The 16,511-nt window shown below is 69.7% G+C and carries 14 protein-coding genes and 1 pseudogene; 5 read left to right on the forward strand and 10 right to left on the reverse strand.

Annotation, left to right across the window (positions count from 1 at the left end):
* Positions 1-25: 25 nt before the first annotated feature.
* Together IF78_RS0138150 and IF78_RS0138155 are read right to left on the reverse strand one after the other, a co-directional pair.
* Positions 26-898 (reverse strand): hypothetical protein, encoded by an 873-nt coding sequence (locus IF78_RS0138150; RefSeq protein WP_031487126.1) that lies wholly within the window; start codon positions 896-898, stop codon positions 26-28.
* A 47-nt stretch (positions 899-945) separates the two neighbouring features.
* Positions 946-2,220, reverse strand: a complete 1,275-nt coding sequence (locus IF78_RS0138155) for a TRAFAC clade GTPase domain-containing protein (protein ID WP_324617302.1) — start codon at positions 2,218-2,220, stop codon at positions 946-948.
* 104 nt (positions 2,221-2,324) lie between these two features.
* Between IF78_RS0138155 and IF78_RS45225 the strand changes: the two genes are divergently transcribed.
* The 3 genes from IF78_RS45225 to IF78_RS0138170 all read left to right on the forward strand — a co-directional run bounded on the left by IF78_RS45225 (position 2,325) and on the right by IF78_RS0138170 (position 5,544).
* Entirely contained in the window at positions 2,325-4,436 is a 2,112-nt protein-coding gene (locus IF78_RS45225) for a CHAT domain-containing WD40 repeat protein (RefSeq protein ID WP_031487128.1), read from the forward strand.
* Positions 4,429-4,923 carry a hypothetical protein gene (locus IF78_RS0138165; RefSeq protein WP_031487129.1) on the forward strand — a complete coding sequence of 165 codons (495 nt, stop codon included), beginning with the start codon at positions 4,429-4,431 and terminating at the stop codon, positions 4,921-4,923. The genes IF78_RS45225 and IF78_RS0138165 overlap by 8 nt, the downstream gene beginning before the upstream one ends.
* A gap of 63 nt (positions 4,924-4,986) precedes the next feature.
* Complete coding sequence (locus IF78_RS0138170; protein ID WP_031487130.1) at positions 4,987-5,544, forward strand: glycoside hydrolase family 25 protein; 558 nt, start codon at positions 4,987-4,989, stop codon at positions 5,542-5,544.
* A gap of 124 nt (positions 5,545-5,668) precedes the next feature.
* Here IF78_RS0138170 and IF78_RS0138175 read toward each other — a convergent pair whose 3' ends face one another.
* Both IF78_RS0138175 and IF78_RS44330 read right to left on the reverse strand, forming a co-directional pair.
* Positions 5,669-5,887: an EF-hand domain-containing protein gene (locus IF78_RS0138175; protein WP_031487131.1), complete on the reverse strand. Its 219-nt coding sequence runs from the start codon at positions 5,885-5,887 to the stop codon at positions 5,669-5,671.
* A 57-nt stretch (positions 5,888-5,944) separates the two neighbouring features.
* Positions 5,945-6,771, reverse strand: a pseudogene (locus IF78_RS44330) (helix-turn-helix domain-containing protein).
* A gap of 56 nt (positions 6,772-6,827) precedes the next feature.
* On the opposite strand from IF78_RS44330, the gene IF78_RS0138185 reads away from it, so the two are divergent.
* Complete coding sequence (locus IF78_RS0138185) at positions 6,828-7,463, forward strand: GNAT family N-acetyltransferase (RefSeq protein WP_031487132.1); 636 nt, start codon at positions 6,828-6,830, stop codon at positions 7,461-7,463.
* Between the two features lie 31 nt (positions 7,464-7,494).
* Here IF78_RS0138185 and IF78_RS0138190 read toward each other — a convergent pair whose 3' ends face one another.
* From IF78_RS0138190 to IF78_RS0138215, 6 genes are all read right to left on the reverse strand, one after another.
* On the reverse strand, positions 7,495-8,166 hold the full coding sequence (locus IF78_RS0138190) for an ADP-ribosyltransferase (RefSeq protein ID WP_031487133.1): 672 nt from the start codon (positions 8,164-8,166) through the stop codon (positions 7,495-7,497).
* A 116-nt stretch (positions 8,167-8,282) separates the two neighbouring features.
* On the reverse strand, positions 8,283-9,470 hold the full coding sequence (locus IF78_RS0138195; RefSeq protein WP_031487134.1) for a YncE family protein: 1,188 nt from the start codon (positions 9,468-9,470) through the stop codon (positions 8,283-8,285).
* A gap of 200 nt (positions 9,471-9,670) precedes the next feature.
* On the reverse strand, positions 9,671-10,174 hold the full coding sequence (locus tag IF78_RS0138200; protein ID WP_031487135.1) for an ATP-binding protein: 504 nt from the start codon (positions 10,172-10,174) through the stop codon (positions 9,671-9,673).
* A 366-nt stretch (positions 10,175-10,540) separates the two neighbouring features.
* Positions 10,541-11,308, reverse strand: coding sequence for an enoyl-CoA hydratase/isomerase family protein (locus IF78_RS0138205; protein ID WP_031487136.1), 768 nt, complete (start codon positions 11,306-11,308; stop codon positions 10,541-10,543).
* Between the two features lie 88 nt (positions 11,309-11,396).
* Positions 11,397-12,638, reverse strand: a complete 1,242-nt coding sequence (locus IF78_RS0138210; RefSeq protein ID WP_031487137.1) for a L,D-transpeptidase — start codon at positions 12,636-12,638, stop codon at positions 11,397-11,399.
* A gap of 206 nt (positions 12,639-12,844) precedes the next feature.
* Complete coding sequence (locus tag IF78_RS0138215; protein ID WP_031487138.1) at positions 12,845-14,086, reverse strand: L,D-transpeptidase; 1,242 nt, start codon at positions 14,084-14,086, stop codon at positions 12,845-12,847.
* Positions 14,087-14,245: 159 nt separating this feature from the next.
* Here IF78_RS0138215 and glgX point away from each other — a divergent pair, with 159 nt between their 5' ends.
* Positions 14,246-16,498 carry a glycogen debranching protein GlgX gene (glgX, locus tag IF78_RS0138220; protein WP_031487139.1) on the forward strand — a complete coding sequence of 751 codons (2,253 nt, stop codon included), beginning with the start codon at positions 14,246-14,248 and terminating at the stop codon, positions 16,496-16,498.
* Positions 16,499-16,511 lie beyond the last annotated feature (13 nt).

A 16,511-nucleotide genomic window follows, 5' to 3' on the forward strand; every position in this document is an offset into this window, starting at 1 on the left:
GGCGCGGACGGTGCGGGCCGCGGAGTCAGACGTTGCGGAGCGCGGGTCCGCGCCGACGCCTGCCGCACCGGAGCACGACGACCACCGCCCCCGCCGCCAGGGCTGCCCACACCAGCCGGCCGTCCACCCGGGCGGCCGGTGACCGCCCTGAGGCTTTTCCCCCGATGGCCACCGGCGTGCTGCCGAACCTCTCCTCGGGAGCGTCGGCGAGCACCACGAGGTGTTCGCCGGGGGCCGGCCTCGGCAACGCGTCGGGATCGTCGAGGCTGTTGAGAACCAGGGCACGTCCGGGGACCGTCCCGGCCAGCAGGGCACCGGCGTGGTCGACGAACGCTTCCCGTGCCTCTGTCCCGCCGATCCCCGCCACCCATGAGCCGGTGGGCGCGGACGGTGCCGGGATGCCCGCGGGGGCGGGGCGCGGCGGGCTCTCGGCGGCGTCCGCATGGCTGCGTACGGCGATGTCGACGAGGTCCTCGGCGCCCGCTCCGGGAGCGGGTGGGCCTGCGAACAGCGCGGCCACGGCGGACTCGTCGAAGACCTGGTCGAGCGCCCACAGGGCGCCCTTCTCCGCGGCCGCACCGGTCTCACCGCCCCTGCGCCGGCCGTGGACATGCTCCTCGACGAGCCTGGTCACCCAGTCCGTCTGCCGCCCCGGGCCGCATTCGCCGTCGAGGGCGAGGGAGAGCCGGATGGGGGTTCCGGTGACGTCCTCACGGGAGGTGGTCATGCCGCCGAGGTACGCGCGCCAGGACACCCCGTCGGCCTCCACGAGCAGCAACGGATAGTCGAAGTCGGCGTACTCGCCGTACCGCTCCCACCAGCGGTCTTCCGGAAACCGGGGAAAGAAGGTGTAGTCGTCCTGCCGCCGCCAACCCCGTGTCAGTACATGTGCTCGCACCGTCGTTTCCTCTCACGCCCGGCGGATGGTGATCGGTGGTGACGGGTTCACAGCTCGCGAATCCGGGGCCCCATGGGGCGCAACGCCAGATCTTCGAGCAGCTGCTCGAAGTACGCTTCCTGGTGGCGTGCCCGCCCGAGCTGACGGGTGGCGAACCGCCCTCTTTCGATGATTTCCAACCGCTCGCCGCTGATCACACTGCGCCACCGCTGGCGAAAGGTGAGCGGGCGGCTCCGTTCCTCCGCGATCTCGTCTCGGCGCCGCTCCCACTCCCGGGTCTTCTCCTGCTGTCCGGCGTGCCGGACCGCGGCGAGGTTCTGGCAGACGGCGATGAGGATCTCCTCGGCCCCCTTCACCGAGATCTCACCCGGGGGCCGCACCGCGAACTCGGCGCTGAGCTGGAGCCCGTCCCCGTCCGGCACCCAGGACTCCGCGCCGGTCAGCTCGACACAGCCGAGCGTGTCGAGCGGGCAGTAAAGGATCTGGGCATGCGGAGCGTTCGCTCTGACAACGTCCAAGGCGCGGCCGTAGATCTTCTCCACCTTCTTGAACAGGTGCCCGGATTCGTCCTTCGAGCCGCCGTTGTCATGGAAATAGCTCTCGCACTTCATCGGCACCAGCAGAAGGAGAGCGCGGTTTTCCGGTTCCGCTCCGCGCACCGTGGCCCAAGATTCGGCCACTTGTTCCACCTGGGCGATTTTCAGTAGTTCCGGAACCATCCGTTCATGCTCCGGATCGGTGGCCGACATCACGACCGTGGAATCCACCGGAACCAGCAGCACCGTGCTTCGGCTGATGAACTCGCGGCACTCCTGCCACTTGTCCTCGGGGCGTGGTGAGTTCTGTTCCGGGCTCAGCCATCCACCGGGAAAATCCAGCACGTTCAGATACACCGCGATGCCGGCGATCCCGGTTTCCAGCGCCAGTTTGTAGTACGTCATCCGCTCGGTGCTGCGCAGCGCCTGTTTGCGGAACGAGCCCGCGCGGACGGCTCCGCGCAGTTCGTTGAGCCTGCGGTCGACCGCGCCGGCCGTGTGCTGGTCATGAACGCGTAGCACCGCCGTCTTACCGGCCAGGATGCGTGGCGCGTCCTCGATCAACGACACGATCAAGGAAGTCTTTCCGACCCGACTGGGGCCTACTACACCTATTCCGAACCAGAGTTGTTCCTGTGACTGCTGCTGAAATCCACCCGTTGTCATGATCCCCCCGAACAGCGTCTCCAGCCGGCGATCCCATTCATGCGGCTGGAAACGGCAGGACGTCAGCATGGCACGACGTACGGCGCACGGACATGCCCTTTCCAAAATTGCTGTCGGCATGCTTGTCAAACCCCTGCTCGGGCCCGACGGCCGGCCGTACCATCAGGCACACATTCGCTCCCCCGGGGGGGTGGCGACATCAAATCGGTTCGGGGGGAGCGCACATGGGAGAGGTGCGAGAGGCGCTCGATTTCGACATCGCGCTCCACGCTGTGGGAGACGCGCAGATGGCGCACATGAGGACCCCCATCGGCAGCTGCCGCGTGGAGCGGCCACCCCTCACGGCACAGCCGCGTGCGAACGCGCTGCTGGAGCGGGTCGCCGACCGTGTCCGACTGTCGACGGACCTGCCGGGCCCTGCGACGGCGCTGGTCCGGGAGCTCGGTACCCTGATGTTCGGCTCCGTCTTCGACGAGACGGCCCGTGCACTGCTGCTGCGCTGCCGGGCGCAGGCGCAACACGAGCGGCGCACCCTGCGCATCAGTCTCAACGCCCACTCGGGCGGCCTCGACCGGCTGCCCTGGGAGTTCCTCTACGACCCCGCCGCGGGGGAACACCTCGCAGTGGACCACGCCTTCGTACGCGAGCTCGATCTGCCGGCCACGCGGGGCCCGTTGCTGGTCGAGGCACCGCTGCGCGTCCTGGGCATGGTCGCCCGCCCCTCCGACCTGGCCGAACTCTCGGTCGAGCAGGAGCGCGCGGAGTTGCACCGGGCTCTGCGCGATCTGATGGATGCCGGAGTGGTCGAGCTCGCGTGGGTGCCGGGCCAGAGCTGGCGCGATCTGCGCGAGGCCCTGCGGCGGACACGGCCGCATGTGCTGCACTTCACCGGGCACGGCGGGTTCGACCCCGGAACGGGCAGCGCCACGCTGGCCTTCACCGACCCGGGAACCGGCGAGAGTCACGACATGTCGGCGCCCGATGTCTCTCCGCTGATGAGCAACGGCACCCTTCGGCTGGTGGTCCTCAACGCGTGCGGGACCGACTACGCGCCCACGTCTGATCCGTTCTTCAGCCCCGCGGCCTCGATCCTGCGCAAGGGCGTGCCCGCGGTGGCCGCCATGCAGTTCCCGATCAGCGACCGGGCCGCCCTCGAGTTCGGCCGGGAGTTCTACACCTGTCTTGCGCAGAACGACGCGGTCCACGTGGGGGTGCAGAAGGCCCGGCTGGCCATGCGCACCGAGCTGAAGGGGTCGCTGGAGTGGGGGACGCCGGTGCTGTATCTGGGGTCCGGGACCGATCGGATCTTCGATGTGCACACCCGGCTGCCCGCCGCTTCCGCGTCGCCGACGGTGCACCCTCGTCCGGGCCCGGGGGCCCGCCCCGGGCCCGGCCGGGGAGTGAGCCTGGAGCGGCCGCGCGTACCCCGGCTGGGTCTCGTCCAGGAGCTGGCATCCCGCTCCGCGGTGCACTCGATCAGTTTCAGCCCCGGTGGTGAAGTCCTCGCCGTCGGAGCGGAGAGCGGCACCGTACAGATCGTGGACGTCGAGAAGGGCCGTACTGTGCACACCTTGTCCCTCGGCCTGCTCAACCACGGCCCGCGCACGGTCCGGTTCAGCCCTGACGGCACCCTGTTCGTCGCGGCCACCAAACACCGCATGCTCATTTGGCGGACCGCGAACGGGAAGGGGATCGCGGTGGACTTCGGGCGGGAGACGGTCACCGGCCGGCGCCGGCTGTGCTTCAGCCCCGACAGTGCACGCATCGCCACGGCCGGCTGGGCGGGGGCAGCCATCTGGCGGGCCGAGGACGGGCGGATCCTGCACCGTCTGCCGGTTCACCACACGGTGACGGACCTCGGCTTCAGTCCGGACGGCACACACCTGGTGACGGCCGACACCGAGGGCCGCCTGCTGCTGTGGGACACCCAGGGCAGGTACATCCCCGACCGCACCTTCACCCACACCGAGGCGCCGCGGGCCGTGGCGTTCAGCCGCCCCGAGGGGAAGCGCCTGATCACTGCGGGAGCCGACGGATTCGCCTGTCTGTGGGAACTGCCGCACGGCACACGGGTCCGCCGCATCCCCCATCGCGGCGCACTCAACACCATCGCCGTCAGTCCGGACGGCCGGTGCCTGGCCACCGGAGGCGACGACGGGAGGGTCTGCCTGTGGTCGCTGGAGAGCGAAAGGGTCCACGGGCGCCCTCGGGTCACACACCACCGCGCCTCGGTCACCGAGGTCGCCTTCAGCGACGACGGGCGCCTGCTGGCCGCTGCGGAAGCCGACGGACGCGTACAGATCTGGCGCCTTGAAAAGGAGCAGCACGATGACTGAACCGAACCCAGCCGCATCGGCCGCCGCCCACGTCTACTTCGCCCCCGGGACGACCGCGGAGCAGCAGGCGGCGCTGTACGAAGGACTGGCCGGACTGGGCGTACGGGGGGCGGCGGGTGCAGTCGTCGACAACCACCGCAGCGGCACGCTGACCTGGATGGTGCTCGTGGTGTTGCCGCTCAGCGGATTCCTTCAGGAAGCCGGCAAGAATCTCGCCCAGGACGCCTACCGTGCGGTCAAGGGCGTCATCGGCGGAGCCCTGGGCCGCAGCCCGGACACATCGACGCCACCGGACCCGGACCCGGCGGCCCCGGAGCGGGCGGCCGAAGACCCCGTACTGATACTCGAGGACACAGAATCGACCGTACGGCTCGCCTTCACACCGGATCTGCCGGACGACGCGTTCCGGCAGATCTTCGACCTGGATCTCTCGTCCTTCGAGGGCGGAACACTGCGTTTCGTCGCGGAACGCAATCGCTGGGAGTAACGCCACAGGCGAGAGGGCATCATCAACTCCCGTCCCCCCACTTCACCTTGAGGGATCCCCCACATGCTCCGTGGCATCGACGTAAGCGCGTACCAGTCCTCGTCCTACGACACCGACGGCCTCTCCTTCGTCTTCATCAAGGCCACGGAGGGCCGCTCCTACGTCAACCCCAAACTGACCGCCCAGACCAAACGAGCCCGCGACGCCGGCCTCGTCGTCGGCTTCTACCACTTCCTCTGGCCCGGCAACCTCTCGGCCCAGGCGGAGTACTTCGTCAAGCACGCCCCGGAGAAGGCGGGCGACATCCTCGCCGTGGACTGGGAGACGACGAGTGACGGGACGCATGCGAGCAACGCCCAGAAGGATCTCTTCATCCGGAAGGTGAAGGAGAAGCGCCCCAACAATCCGGTCGTTTTGTACTGTAATCGCAACTTTTGGCTCAACGTCGACACCACTTCCTACGCAGGCGACGGCCTGTGGATCGCCGACTACGTGACGGCGGGCAAGCCTCGCATCAAGGCGAAGTGGCGCTTCCACCAGTACACCGACAACCCGCTGGACAGGAACGTGGCGGACTTCGCGAGCAAGGCCGCGCTGCGGGAGTGGGCCGAGAACGCCTGACCGGTCGTGAGGGAGAGTGCGGCGCCGCGCGGCGGCCGGCATCCGCGGTGAACCGGGCAGCCGGTGAGGGAGATTTGTCGAAAGGGCGCCCTTCCCGGCGGGGAGGGCGCCCCTTCGCGGGGCGTCACTTGCTCAGGAAGGCCCAGAACTCGTCGAACGACAGGAGCTTGTCGCCGTTCAGGTCGCGGCTGTTGATGATCGCCTCGGCGACCGCCTCGGTGACGTTCCAGTCGCCGCCCTGGGCCAGGGCGGTCTTGAACTCGGCGGCGGTGATGGTGCCGTCACCGTCCGCATCGATGCGCTCGAACTGCTTGCGTGCTTCCTCGATGTCGATGTTCGCCACCGGTCCGCCCCTCTTCTTACGTCTGTCGTGTTGTGCCGGCTTGTGCCGCAGGTCAGATTAACCGCCCGCCCGCACCTCCAGCGCGGCGACCACCCAGGCGAACTCCGCGCGGTGCGCCGAGGCGGGCCCGTGTCCCTTCACGACGGCCAGCAGCTCGCGGTACCGGGAGCCCTTGTCGTTCGCAGTGGACCTCAGGCGTTCGAGTACGGCGGCCGGGTCGGCGTCGCCGAGCAGGTCCCGCAGGATCCGTGTTGAACTCGGCCACCGTGCGCATGTGCGCCCGGAACTCCGCGTCCTGGAGCAGCTCGGCCAGCTCCACCCAGGCGTCCACCTGCTCGGGCGTCGGCTCGTCCGGCAGGTCGACGGCCATGTTCCGCATCCGCTCACGGATCACGGGATCCGCGGTGTCCAGTCCGTGGAACATCTCGTCCACGAACTCCTCGAGGATCCGCCGCCGCTCGGCGGCAGACAGTCGCGCCAGCTCGGGGGGTCTGGGGGGTATCCCCCAGATGGCACAGCATCAGGGTCATCTCCTCCGCGGTCGAGCCGCGTCGCGCCACGGTCGACAGCACCGCACGGGTCACCTTCAGGGACCGGATCTGCGCGTCCAGCGCGGCGACGTGCATGGCCGCGACCGACGCCACGTCCTTCTCGCCACTGAGCACCTTCCGTACGTCGTCCAGGCACAAGCCGAGTTCGCGCAGGGTGCGGATCAGCTCAAGGCGGGCGACGGACTCGGCGTCGTAGAGCCGGTAGCCGCCGGAGGAGCGCGTCACCGGGTGCAGGACGCCCTCGTCGGACCAGTAGCGGATGGTGCGGACGGTCAGTCCGGTGGCCCGGGCCAGCTCTCCGATGGTGAAAAGTCCGGTGCCGTCTTCGATCATGTCTGCGAGTGTGGGCCTTCCAGTGGGTGGAGACTCAAGAGCGGAGGGTGGCCGCCGTGGCGGAGACCTTGCGGGACATTCTCGACGCGGCGGCGCGCGGTGTCTTCCCGCCCGCGGACGGCGGTACGACCGTCGTGCCCCAGCCCTCGCCCCGGCACGCCGGTGTCCTCTCCTTCACCGCGCACTCCTTCGTCGTCACCGACGAGGATCCCGACTGGATCTACGACACCCTGCGCGATGTGGACTGCGACGCGCTGGCCGCCACCCTGAACCCGCGGTTCCTGGCGGCCTTCATGGAGCGGACGGGGCGCTGGTCGGAGACCGTCGACGCGGTTCTGGTCGGCTCCCCGCTGCCGGGTGAGCCGCCGCTCGCGCTGACGGAGATCAAGGATGCCGGCCATCCCCGGATCGGCTACGCCCACGGACGGCGCGACGACGTGCGCGCGTGGACGGCGGAGGGGGGTGTGGTGGTCATGGGGCGCGGGGTCGCCGGGCGGCTGGAGGTGTCGGTCGAGGTGGACGAGACGGTACGGCAACGGGGGCTGGGGCGGCTGCTGGTGACCGCCGCCCGGCATCTCGTCACGGAGCCGCTGTGGGCGCAGATCGCGCCGGGGAACGCCCGCAGCGTGCGGGCGTTCCAGGCGGCCGGCTACCGGCAGGTGGGCGCGGAGCTGCTGCTGCACGCCCGGTAGGCATCGGTGCGGGGCGCTCAGTGCGGGGCGCTCAGTGCCAGGCCTCGAAGTGCGGGTTGCTCTGGCAGCCGCTCATGATCTCGACCTTGGTCGTCTTGTTCACCGGGCAGACGCCGATGATGTACTTCCGGTCGATGCCGCCGGGGAAGGCGACCTCGACCTGGTCGGCCCATTTGTGCGTGTCGCCGATGGTCTTGTTGACGTCGATGCCGCCGGGGGCGTCGATGTAGTAGTTCCAGCCCGACTTCCACCACTTCTTGTACAGGTCGTGGTCGTACGTCGTGGACACGTACGGGGAGGGCTGGTTGACCAGGACGTACTGCTCCAGGTCGTATTGGCCGGTCACGACGTCCTTGGGCTTGAAGCCCTCCTGGAAGACGATCTCCGGGCCGCGGCCGTCGGCCCGGTAGAGCGTGCCGCAGGTGGTGCGCCACGCCGGGTCGGGGGTGATGCGGTCGACGTCGACGCGGCGGTCGGCGGCGGCCTTGACCTTGTCGTCGTACTGGACGGGACAGGCCGCCGGGGCGGGGGCGGCCTTGGCCACGGGCGCGACAGCCGGGGCGGGGAGTCCGGCGATCGCGGCGGGGAGGTCGGCGACCGAGGCGCGGGAGGACTCGGGGGCCGTGGCGGCCGTCGTCGCGAGGACGGCCGAGAGGGACAGGACGGCGGCAGCGGCCCGCCGCCGCAGGCGAGTTGTGATCATGGGCGTACCATCCCGGGCCCACGGCGGTGGGGCGTGGAGCGTCACCCGTACGGCGGCGTGTCCGCTGACCGCCGGTCAACCACCTGTCGGCCAGGGCCTGTCCGGCGGATCAGGCCCTAGCGGAAGATGCCGGTGTGGCCGAGGGAGTAGCGGCCGGGCTGGGGATAGACGGCGAGGCCGTGCGGGCCGCTGCCGACCGGGATGCGGGCGAGCTGTTTTCCGGTGCGGGTGTCGATGGCGTACACCTCGGAGTCGTAACGGCCCGACAGCCACAGCACTTTGCCGTCGGCGGAGACGCCGCCCATGTCGGGGCTGCCGCCGTCGGGGAGGTGCCACTTCTTGGTGAGCTTGTTCTTCGTGAAGTCGAAGACGGAGACACTGCCTTCGCCGCGGTTGGAGACGTACATCTCGCGTGAGTCGCGGCTGACGTAGAGGCCGTGGCAGCCCTTGCCGGTGTGCAGGAGGGTGGGCTCGGTGAACTTGTCGCCGTCCAGCACCCACATGCCGTCGGCCATCATGTCGGCGATGTAGAACCTCTTGCCGTCCGGCGAGATCTTCACGTCCTGGGGCATCGCGCCGTCGAAGGGAAGCCTCTGCTGGCCGACGACCTTCATCTTCTCGGTGTCGACCTTGAGCAGTTCGCCGCTGAACTCGCAGGAGACGATGAAGTACCGGCCGTCGGCGGAGAAGTCGGCGTGGTTGACGCCGTAGCAGGTGACCGGCTCGGTCTTGATCCGCTTCATGGTGTGGGGGTCGCGGAAGACGAGTTCGCGGTCGAGGGAGGCCATGACGACGGCGTACTTGCCGTTGGGGGTGAAGTAGAGGTTGTACGGGTCGTGGACCTTGAGCTCCTTGCCCGCCTTGCCGGTCTTCGGGTCGATGGGGGTGAGGGTGTGGCCCCGGTTGTTGTTGACCCAGAGGGTCTTCATGTCCCACGAGGGCACGACGTGCTGGGGCTGGCGGCCGACGGGGATGGTCTCGATGATCTCGTACGTCTTCGGGTCGATGACGGAGACGGTGTCCGACTCGCTGTTCGGGACGTACACGCGCGACGGGAAGTCCTTGACGACCGGGGAGAGCTTGTTGGGGCGGTCGGCGGCGTAGACGTCCTTGGGGTCGAGGACGGGTGGCATGCCTGGGAGGCCGTCCACGGGTTTCTTCTTCGGTGGGGCGGGGACGGCGGCGGCCTGGGTGCCGGGGGACTCGGTGGCGGCGCGGTTTCTGTCCTTGACCGACTCGGTGCCGCAGGCGGCGAGCGCGAGGAGGCCGAGGCCGGCGAGGAGGGTGCGGTGGATGACGTTCATCGGCGGTTCTTCCGTGCGGCGGGGTGGGGGCGAGCTAGGGCACGGACTATTTAATGAGGAATGTGTCGAAAAACGCATGATTCACCCGATAGGCGGCCCACCACGGGTCGCACCCACCAGCTGTCATAGCCCCCGCCGCCATCCCAGGGGCTCCGCCCTCCCCTCAGGGCGGCGGCGTTTCGGCCTCCCCGCCCCGGCGGCTAGCGGTCCGCCACCCGCATCTCGAACCACGTCGTCTTGCCGCGCGGCAGCAGGTCCACGCCCCAGCGGTCGGAGAGTTTGTCCACCAGGAACAGACCCCGCCCGCTGACGTCCATCTCCTGGACCGGCATCAGGCACGGCAGCCCGCGTGAGGGGTCGCGGACCTCGATGCGGATCCAGCCCCGGCGGCGGCGCATGCGGAGGCCGAAGACGCGGGCGCCGGTGTGGCGGACGGCGTTGCCGACCAACTCGGAGACGAGCAAGACCGCGTCCTCCGTCATCTTCGGAGTCAGGCCCCACTGGCGCAGGACCACCACCTGCGCGAGCCGGCGCGCCGTTGCCGCGGACTCGGGGCGGGACGGGAGCGGAACCTCCGCCTCCGTGGGATTGCCGAACAGTTCAAGCGCCTTCGAGGCAGCTTCGTCCTCGACCCCCGGCGACCAACGCGCCGTAGTCGCACGGCCGTGTCCCCGCGGCTGTTCGATACCCTCCAGCCCCGCCATGCCCCCATCATGGCCGCCCAGGGCCCCCTCCGGGGCCGTTCCCGCGGAATACACCCCCCGGAATAGCTCATTCCGTGCGGCTCCAGCGGCATATGACAGTGGCAGTTCGGGGTCACCCGCAGCCCGCCCGACCTGTGACGACGGCTTCGCTGGAGGCAATCGACGGGCTCCCTCGACAAGCCAGGCTTAAGGTTGCCTTAAGGCTGCCATAAACCGCCCCATCGAGGGAACCGGATCAGACATCCCGTCAATTGCAAGTGATACGGCCGAGTTTCGGACCAGGGTTCCTGCCGTCGACCGGGGTTCCATGTCCTCGGCGGAACCCCGGAGTTGCCCACCGCGCAGGAGTCCCCGAGTTCCCCCGCTTCAGAGGAACTTGGCCTTGCCCGGCCCCTCCTCCACGAAGCTCCGCATCCCCCGCTCCCGGTCCTCCGTGGCGAACAGGCCCGCGAACCAGTTCCGTTCCACGGTCAGGCCGGTCTCGATGTCCGTCTCCAGGCCCGCGTCGATCGACTCCTTCGCCGCGCGCAGCGCGATGGCCGGTCCCTGCGCCAGCTTCGCCGCCCAGGCGTGCGCCTCGGCGTAGACCTGCTCGGCCGCGACGACGCGGTCCACCAGGCCCAACTCCCGCGCCTCGTCCGCCTTCACCATCCGACCCGTGAAGATCAGGTCCTTCGCCTTCGACGGGCCGACCAGCCGGGCCAGCCGCTGGGTGCCGCCCGCACCCGGGATCAGTCCGAGCAGGATCTCCGGCTGGCCCAGCTTGGCGTTGTCCGCGGCGATCCGGTAGTCCGCGCACAGCGCCAACTCGCAGCCGCCGCCGAGCGCGTAGCCGGTGACAGCCGCCACCACCGGCTTCGGGATCCGGGCCACCGCCGTGAACGACTCCTGCAGGGCCCGTGCGCGCAGGACCATCGCCGTGTGGTCCATGGCCTGCATCTCCTTGATGTCCGCGCCGGCCGCGAACACCTTCTCCCCGCCGTAGATCACCACGGCCCGTACGTCGTCGCGCCGTCCGGCCTCCTCGGCGAGCTCCTTGAGCCTGTCCTGGGTGGCGACGTCCAGCGCGTTCATCGGCGGACGGTCGAGGCGGAGGGTACCGACACCTTCGGCGACTTCGAGATTCACGGTCATGCGAGCAGGTTAACCGCCGCTAACGACCTCGGCCCCGGTGCCGTACCTCACATCGAGGCAGGCTCCGGGGCCGTACGTCATCGAAGGCTCAGGCCTTCCACTTCTCCCACGACATGTTCCAGCCGTTCAGCCCGTTGTCGGGGGCCACCGTCGCGTCGCTGGAGTTCTTCACGACCACCACGTCACCGATCATCGAGTGGTTGTAGAACCACGCGGCCGGCGTACCGCCGTCCCACGCGCCCTTGACGTCGCGCAGGCCGACGCAGCCATGGCTGGCGTTGTAGTTGCCGAAGGCGTCGCCGCCCCAGTAGTTGCCGTGGATGAAGGTGCCGGAGTTGGTCAGGCGCATGGCGTGCGGGACGTCCTTGATGTCGTACTCGCCCTCGTAGCCGACCGTGTCGCCGTTCATCCGGGTCTCGACGAACTTCTCGGTGATGACCATCTGGCCGTTCCAGGTCGCGTACCCGGGCTTGCCGGTGGTGACGGGGATGGTCTTGACGACCTTGCCGTCCTGCATGACCTTCATCTTCTTGGTCTTCACGTCGACGACCGAGACCTGGTCGCGGCCGATGGTGAAGGAGACGGTCTTGGACTGCTCGCCGTAGACGCCGGGGCGGCCCTCGACGCCGTCGAGGTTGAGGTCGACGGTGACCTTGGTGCCTTCCTTCCAGTACTTCTCGGGCCGGAAGTCGAGGCGGTCGTTGCCGAACCAGTGGCCCGCGACCTCGACGGCCGGCTCGGTCTTGATGGTGACCGCCTTCTCGACGTCCTCGGGGTTGGTGATGCCCCGGGTGAAGCGGAGCGAGAACGGCATTCCGACGCCGACCTCGGAACCGTCCTCGGGCGTGAAGTGACCGATGAAGGTGTTCTTCGGGGTCAGGGTGGTGAAGTCGGCCTCCTTGGTCGCCGCCAGGCCCTCGGAGTCCTTGGCGACCGCGTGCACGGTGTACTTCGTGGCGGCCGCGAGGTGCGTGGACGGCGTCCAGGTGCCGCCGTCGCCGGATATCTTCCCGGCTATCGCCTTGCCCTTGGCGTCCTTGACCTCGACGTCCGTCAGCTTGCCCTTGGCCGCGGTGACCTTGAGCGCACCGCTGGTCTCGACGGACTTCGCCCCGTCGCCCGGCGCTATGGTCACGACGGCCTGCGACTTCCTGGTCTCCGCCGTGGCGGAGTCCTCGCCCTTGCCGTTGCCGGCCCCGGCGTTCGACCCGCCGCCTCCGCCGCACGCGGTCACGGCGAGCAGCAGCACACCCGCCAGCGCCGACAGCCCCACGCGTCCACGCCTGGCGCGCGCATCAACCGACGCCCCCGATATCGGCCGCACGTTCAAGTCTTTCTCCCCTCCCCGGGCCCAACGGCCCTCGCCGGGCCCCGAGGCCCTGTCGGGCCTGGTCGGCCCACTCCCCCGCGCGCCCGCCGCGCGCATCGGCGCATATTAACCACAAGGTCATTGGCGTTGGCGCCGCGCGATTGTCACCGTTCAGTTCCAACATCGACAGATAGCCGGTTGGTCGAGCAACTCACCCCCCTGTCCTGTTACTTCACCGCACTCCCCGTCTTCCACTCCTTCCAGCCCATATTCCATCCTCCGAGGCCATTGTCGGGAGCGACCTTTTTGTCTTTGCTGTGGACGACCTCGACGACGTCCCCGACCAGGCTGCGGTCGAAGAACCAGCCCGCGGGCGTCTCGGAGCTGCCGCCCTTGACGTCCCGGAGCCCCACGCACCCGTGGCTGACGTTGGTGCGTCCGAAGATGTCGGCGTCCGCCCAGTAGTTGCCGTGCAGGAAGGTGCCGGAGTCGGTGAGGCGCATGGCGTGCGGGACGTCCGGGATGTCGTACTCGCCCTTGCCGTTGGCCTTCTTGAAGCCGACGGTGGCACCGTTCATCCGGGTGAGTTCGAGCATCTCGGTGACGACCATCTTGCCGTTGTAGGTGGTGTTCTTCGGGGCGCCCGCGGTGACCGGCACGGTCGCGAGGAGCTCGCCGTCGCGCCGGACCTCCATGGTGTGCTTGGCCGCGTCGACGACGGAGACCTGGTGGCGGCCGACGGTGAACGAGAACGTCTTGTGCTGCAGGCCGTACACCCCGGGCGACCCCTCGACGTCGCGCAGGCGCAGGGCGACGGTGACCCGGGTGCCGGGCTTCCAGGGGTGCTGGGGGCGGAAGTCCAGGCGGGAGGTGCCGAACCAGTGCGGGCGGATGTCCACGGCCGGCTCGGCGGTGACCTGGACGGCGCGTTCGACGGCGGCGCGGTCCTGGATCTCCCGGTTGAACTCCAGGGAGACGATCATTCCGGTGCCGACGGTGGAGCGGTGCTCCGGGGTGACGTATCCGATGAACCGCTCGTCGGGGACGTACGTGGTGAAGGTCGTGTGCCGTGCGCTGCGGCGTCCGTGGCCGTCGAGGGCCACCGCGTCGACCGTGTACCTGGCGGCCAGTGCGAGCCCGGGGTCGTCGGGCTCCCAGCGCAGGCCGTCCTCGGAGATGCGCCCGGACACCTCGGTGTCCTGCGCGTCCTGGGACTTGACGACCTTCACCGACTCGAGGCGCCCGCTGAGCACGCGGACGAGCAGCCGGTCGTCGGGGCGCGCGCCCTTGCTGCCGTCGTCGGGCAGCACCCGGATGACGTCCTCGGGAGCCGGCGGTTTGCCCAGCATCTCGTCGCCGTCGGCGCCCCCCGAGGTGCAGCCGGCCGCCCCGGCCAGCAGTCCTGCCCATGTCAGTACGGCGGCCAACACGGCCCCCGCGCGCCGCGCGCGCCCTTGTACGTGCCTCACGAAGACCCCAACGACCGGGGTGGGTCTGGGGAAACGTGAGTGCGAGCCATGGGGTGGGCAGAACATCAAGGAGGACGACGCGACGGGGAGCCGCGGACCGGGACACCGTGGGCTCTGCTTCCCCATGCGTGTGGTCCATGAGCCGTGGGAGGCCGTCAGGTGTCGAGCGCAGCCGAGCAGGAGGCGGTGGCCGCCGCGGTCGCCGCTGAGGAGGGGCGCCCGGCCGCCGTCGTGAACGGCGCGCGGCACAAGGCTCCCCCGGTGCCCGTGTGGCCGGGCACGCCCGTGCCGCTCGGCGCCCGCTTCCGGGTCGGCCCGGACGGGGTGGCGGGCACCAACTTCGCGCTGTGGGCGGGCGGGGCGGAGTCGGTCGAGCTGTGCCTGTTCGACGACCAGGGCAAGGAGACGCGGGCCAAGCTGACCGAACTGACGCACGAGATCTGGCACGGGTTCGTGCCGGGTGTCATGCCGGGTCAGCGCTACGGCTACCGGGTGCACGGCCGCTGGGATCCGTGGACCGGCGGCCGCTGGAATCCGGCGAAGCTGCTGCTCGACCCGTACGCGCGCGCGGTGGACGGCGACTTCAGCCTGCCGCCGGAGGTGTACGGGCACGTCCGCGACTGGCCCCAGCAGCATGTCGCGGACACCGTGCGCGACGACCGGGACTCGGCGCCGTACGTCCCGAAGGGCGTGGTCGTCCACGACGACGCCCCCGAGGACGAGTGGATGGATGACCGCCGGCCGAAGACGCCGTGGGCGGACTCGGTGATCTACGAGGTGCACGTACGGGGGTTCACGAAGCTGCACCCGGGGATTCCGGAGGAGCTGCGGGGGACGTACGCCGGCCTCGCGCACCCGGCGGCGATCGAGCACCTGGTCAAGCTGGGCGTGACGGCCGTCGAGCTGCTCCCGGTCCACCAGTTCGCGCACGAGGACCATCTGCTCCGCAAGGGCCTGCGCAACTACTGGGGCTACAACTCCATCGGCTACTTCGCTCCGCACGCCGCCTACGCCGCCTCCGGTACGACCGGTCAGCAGGTCGGCGAGTTCAAGCGGATGGTGCACGCGCTGCACGCGGCGGGGATCGAGGTCATCCTCGACGTCGTCTACAACCACACGGCGGAGGCGGGCGAGCTGGGCCCCACGCTGTCGCTGAAGGGGATCGACAACCGGGGGTACTACCGGTTGCAGAGCGATGCGCGGCGGTACGCCGACTACACCGGCTGCGGCAATACCCTGCACGTCGTCCAGCCGCACGTCCTGCGGCTCATCACCGACTCGCTGCGGTACTGGGTGACGGAGATGGGGGTGGACGGCTTCCGCTTCGACCTTGCGGCAGCGCTGGCTCGCTCCATGCACGACGTCGACATGCTCTCGCCGTTCCTCGCCGTCATCGCGCAGGATCCGGTGCTGCGGCGGGTGAAGCTGATCGCCGAGCCGTGGGACGTCGGCTCGGGCGGCTACCAGGTGGGCGCCTTCCCGCCGCTGTGGACGGAGTGGAACGACTGCTACCGCAATGCCGTACGGGACTTCTGGCGGGGTGCGCTGCCCGACGTACGGGATCTGGGGTACCGCCTGTCGGGGTCCAGCGACCTGTACGCGTGGGGCGGGCGGCGGCCGTACGCCTCGGTCAACTTCGTGACGGCGCATGACGGTTTCACGCTCCGGGACATGGTGTCCTACGAGCGCAAGCACAACGAGGCGAACGGCGAGGGCAACCGGGACGGTTCCGACGACAACCGGTCCTGGAACTGCGGCGCCGAGGGCGAGACGGACGACGAGCGCGTACGGGCGCTGCGGCGCCGTCAGCTCAGGAACCTGCTGACGACGCTGCTGCTGTCGACGGGCGTGCCGATGCTGGTCGCGGGCGATGAGCTGGGTCGGACGCAGCGGGGCAACAACAACGCGTACTGCCAGGACAACGAGATCAGCTGGCTCGACTGGCGGCTGCTTCAGGAGCCGGGCTGGAAGGCGCTGTTCGACCTGACGTCCCGGCTGATCGAGCTGCGCCACCGGCACCCGGTGCTGCGCCGCCGGGCCTTCTTCTCCGGTCGGGCACACTCGGCCGACGGGCTCCGGGACCTGGCCTGGTTCACCGCGCGGGGGACGGAGATGACGGAACGGGACTGGTACGCGCCCGCCGCCACGCTGGGCATGTATCTGTCCGGGCGGGACATCCCGGGCCGGGACGAGCGCGGGGCGCCGATAGTCGACGACAGCTTCCTGGCCGTGCTGCACGCCGGGGACCGGCCGGTGAGCTTCGTGCTGCCGGGGCCGCCGTGGGCGGAGCGGTACGAGCTGGTCGTCGACACGTCGCGGGAGGAGCAGGGGGAGGCGCCGGGGGTGGAGCACCGGGCGGGGGCGGCGATCACGGTGCCGGGGCGCGCGGTGCTGTTGCTGAAGGTCGGCTGAGTCGGCCGCGGGG

It is taken from the genome of Streptomyces bicolor (assembly GCF_000719285.1).
Taxonomy (GTDB): Bacteria; Actinomycetota; Actinomycetes; order Streptomycetales; family Streptomycetaceae; genus Streptomyces; species Streptomyces bicolor.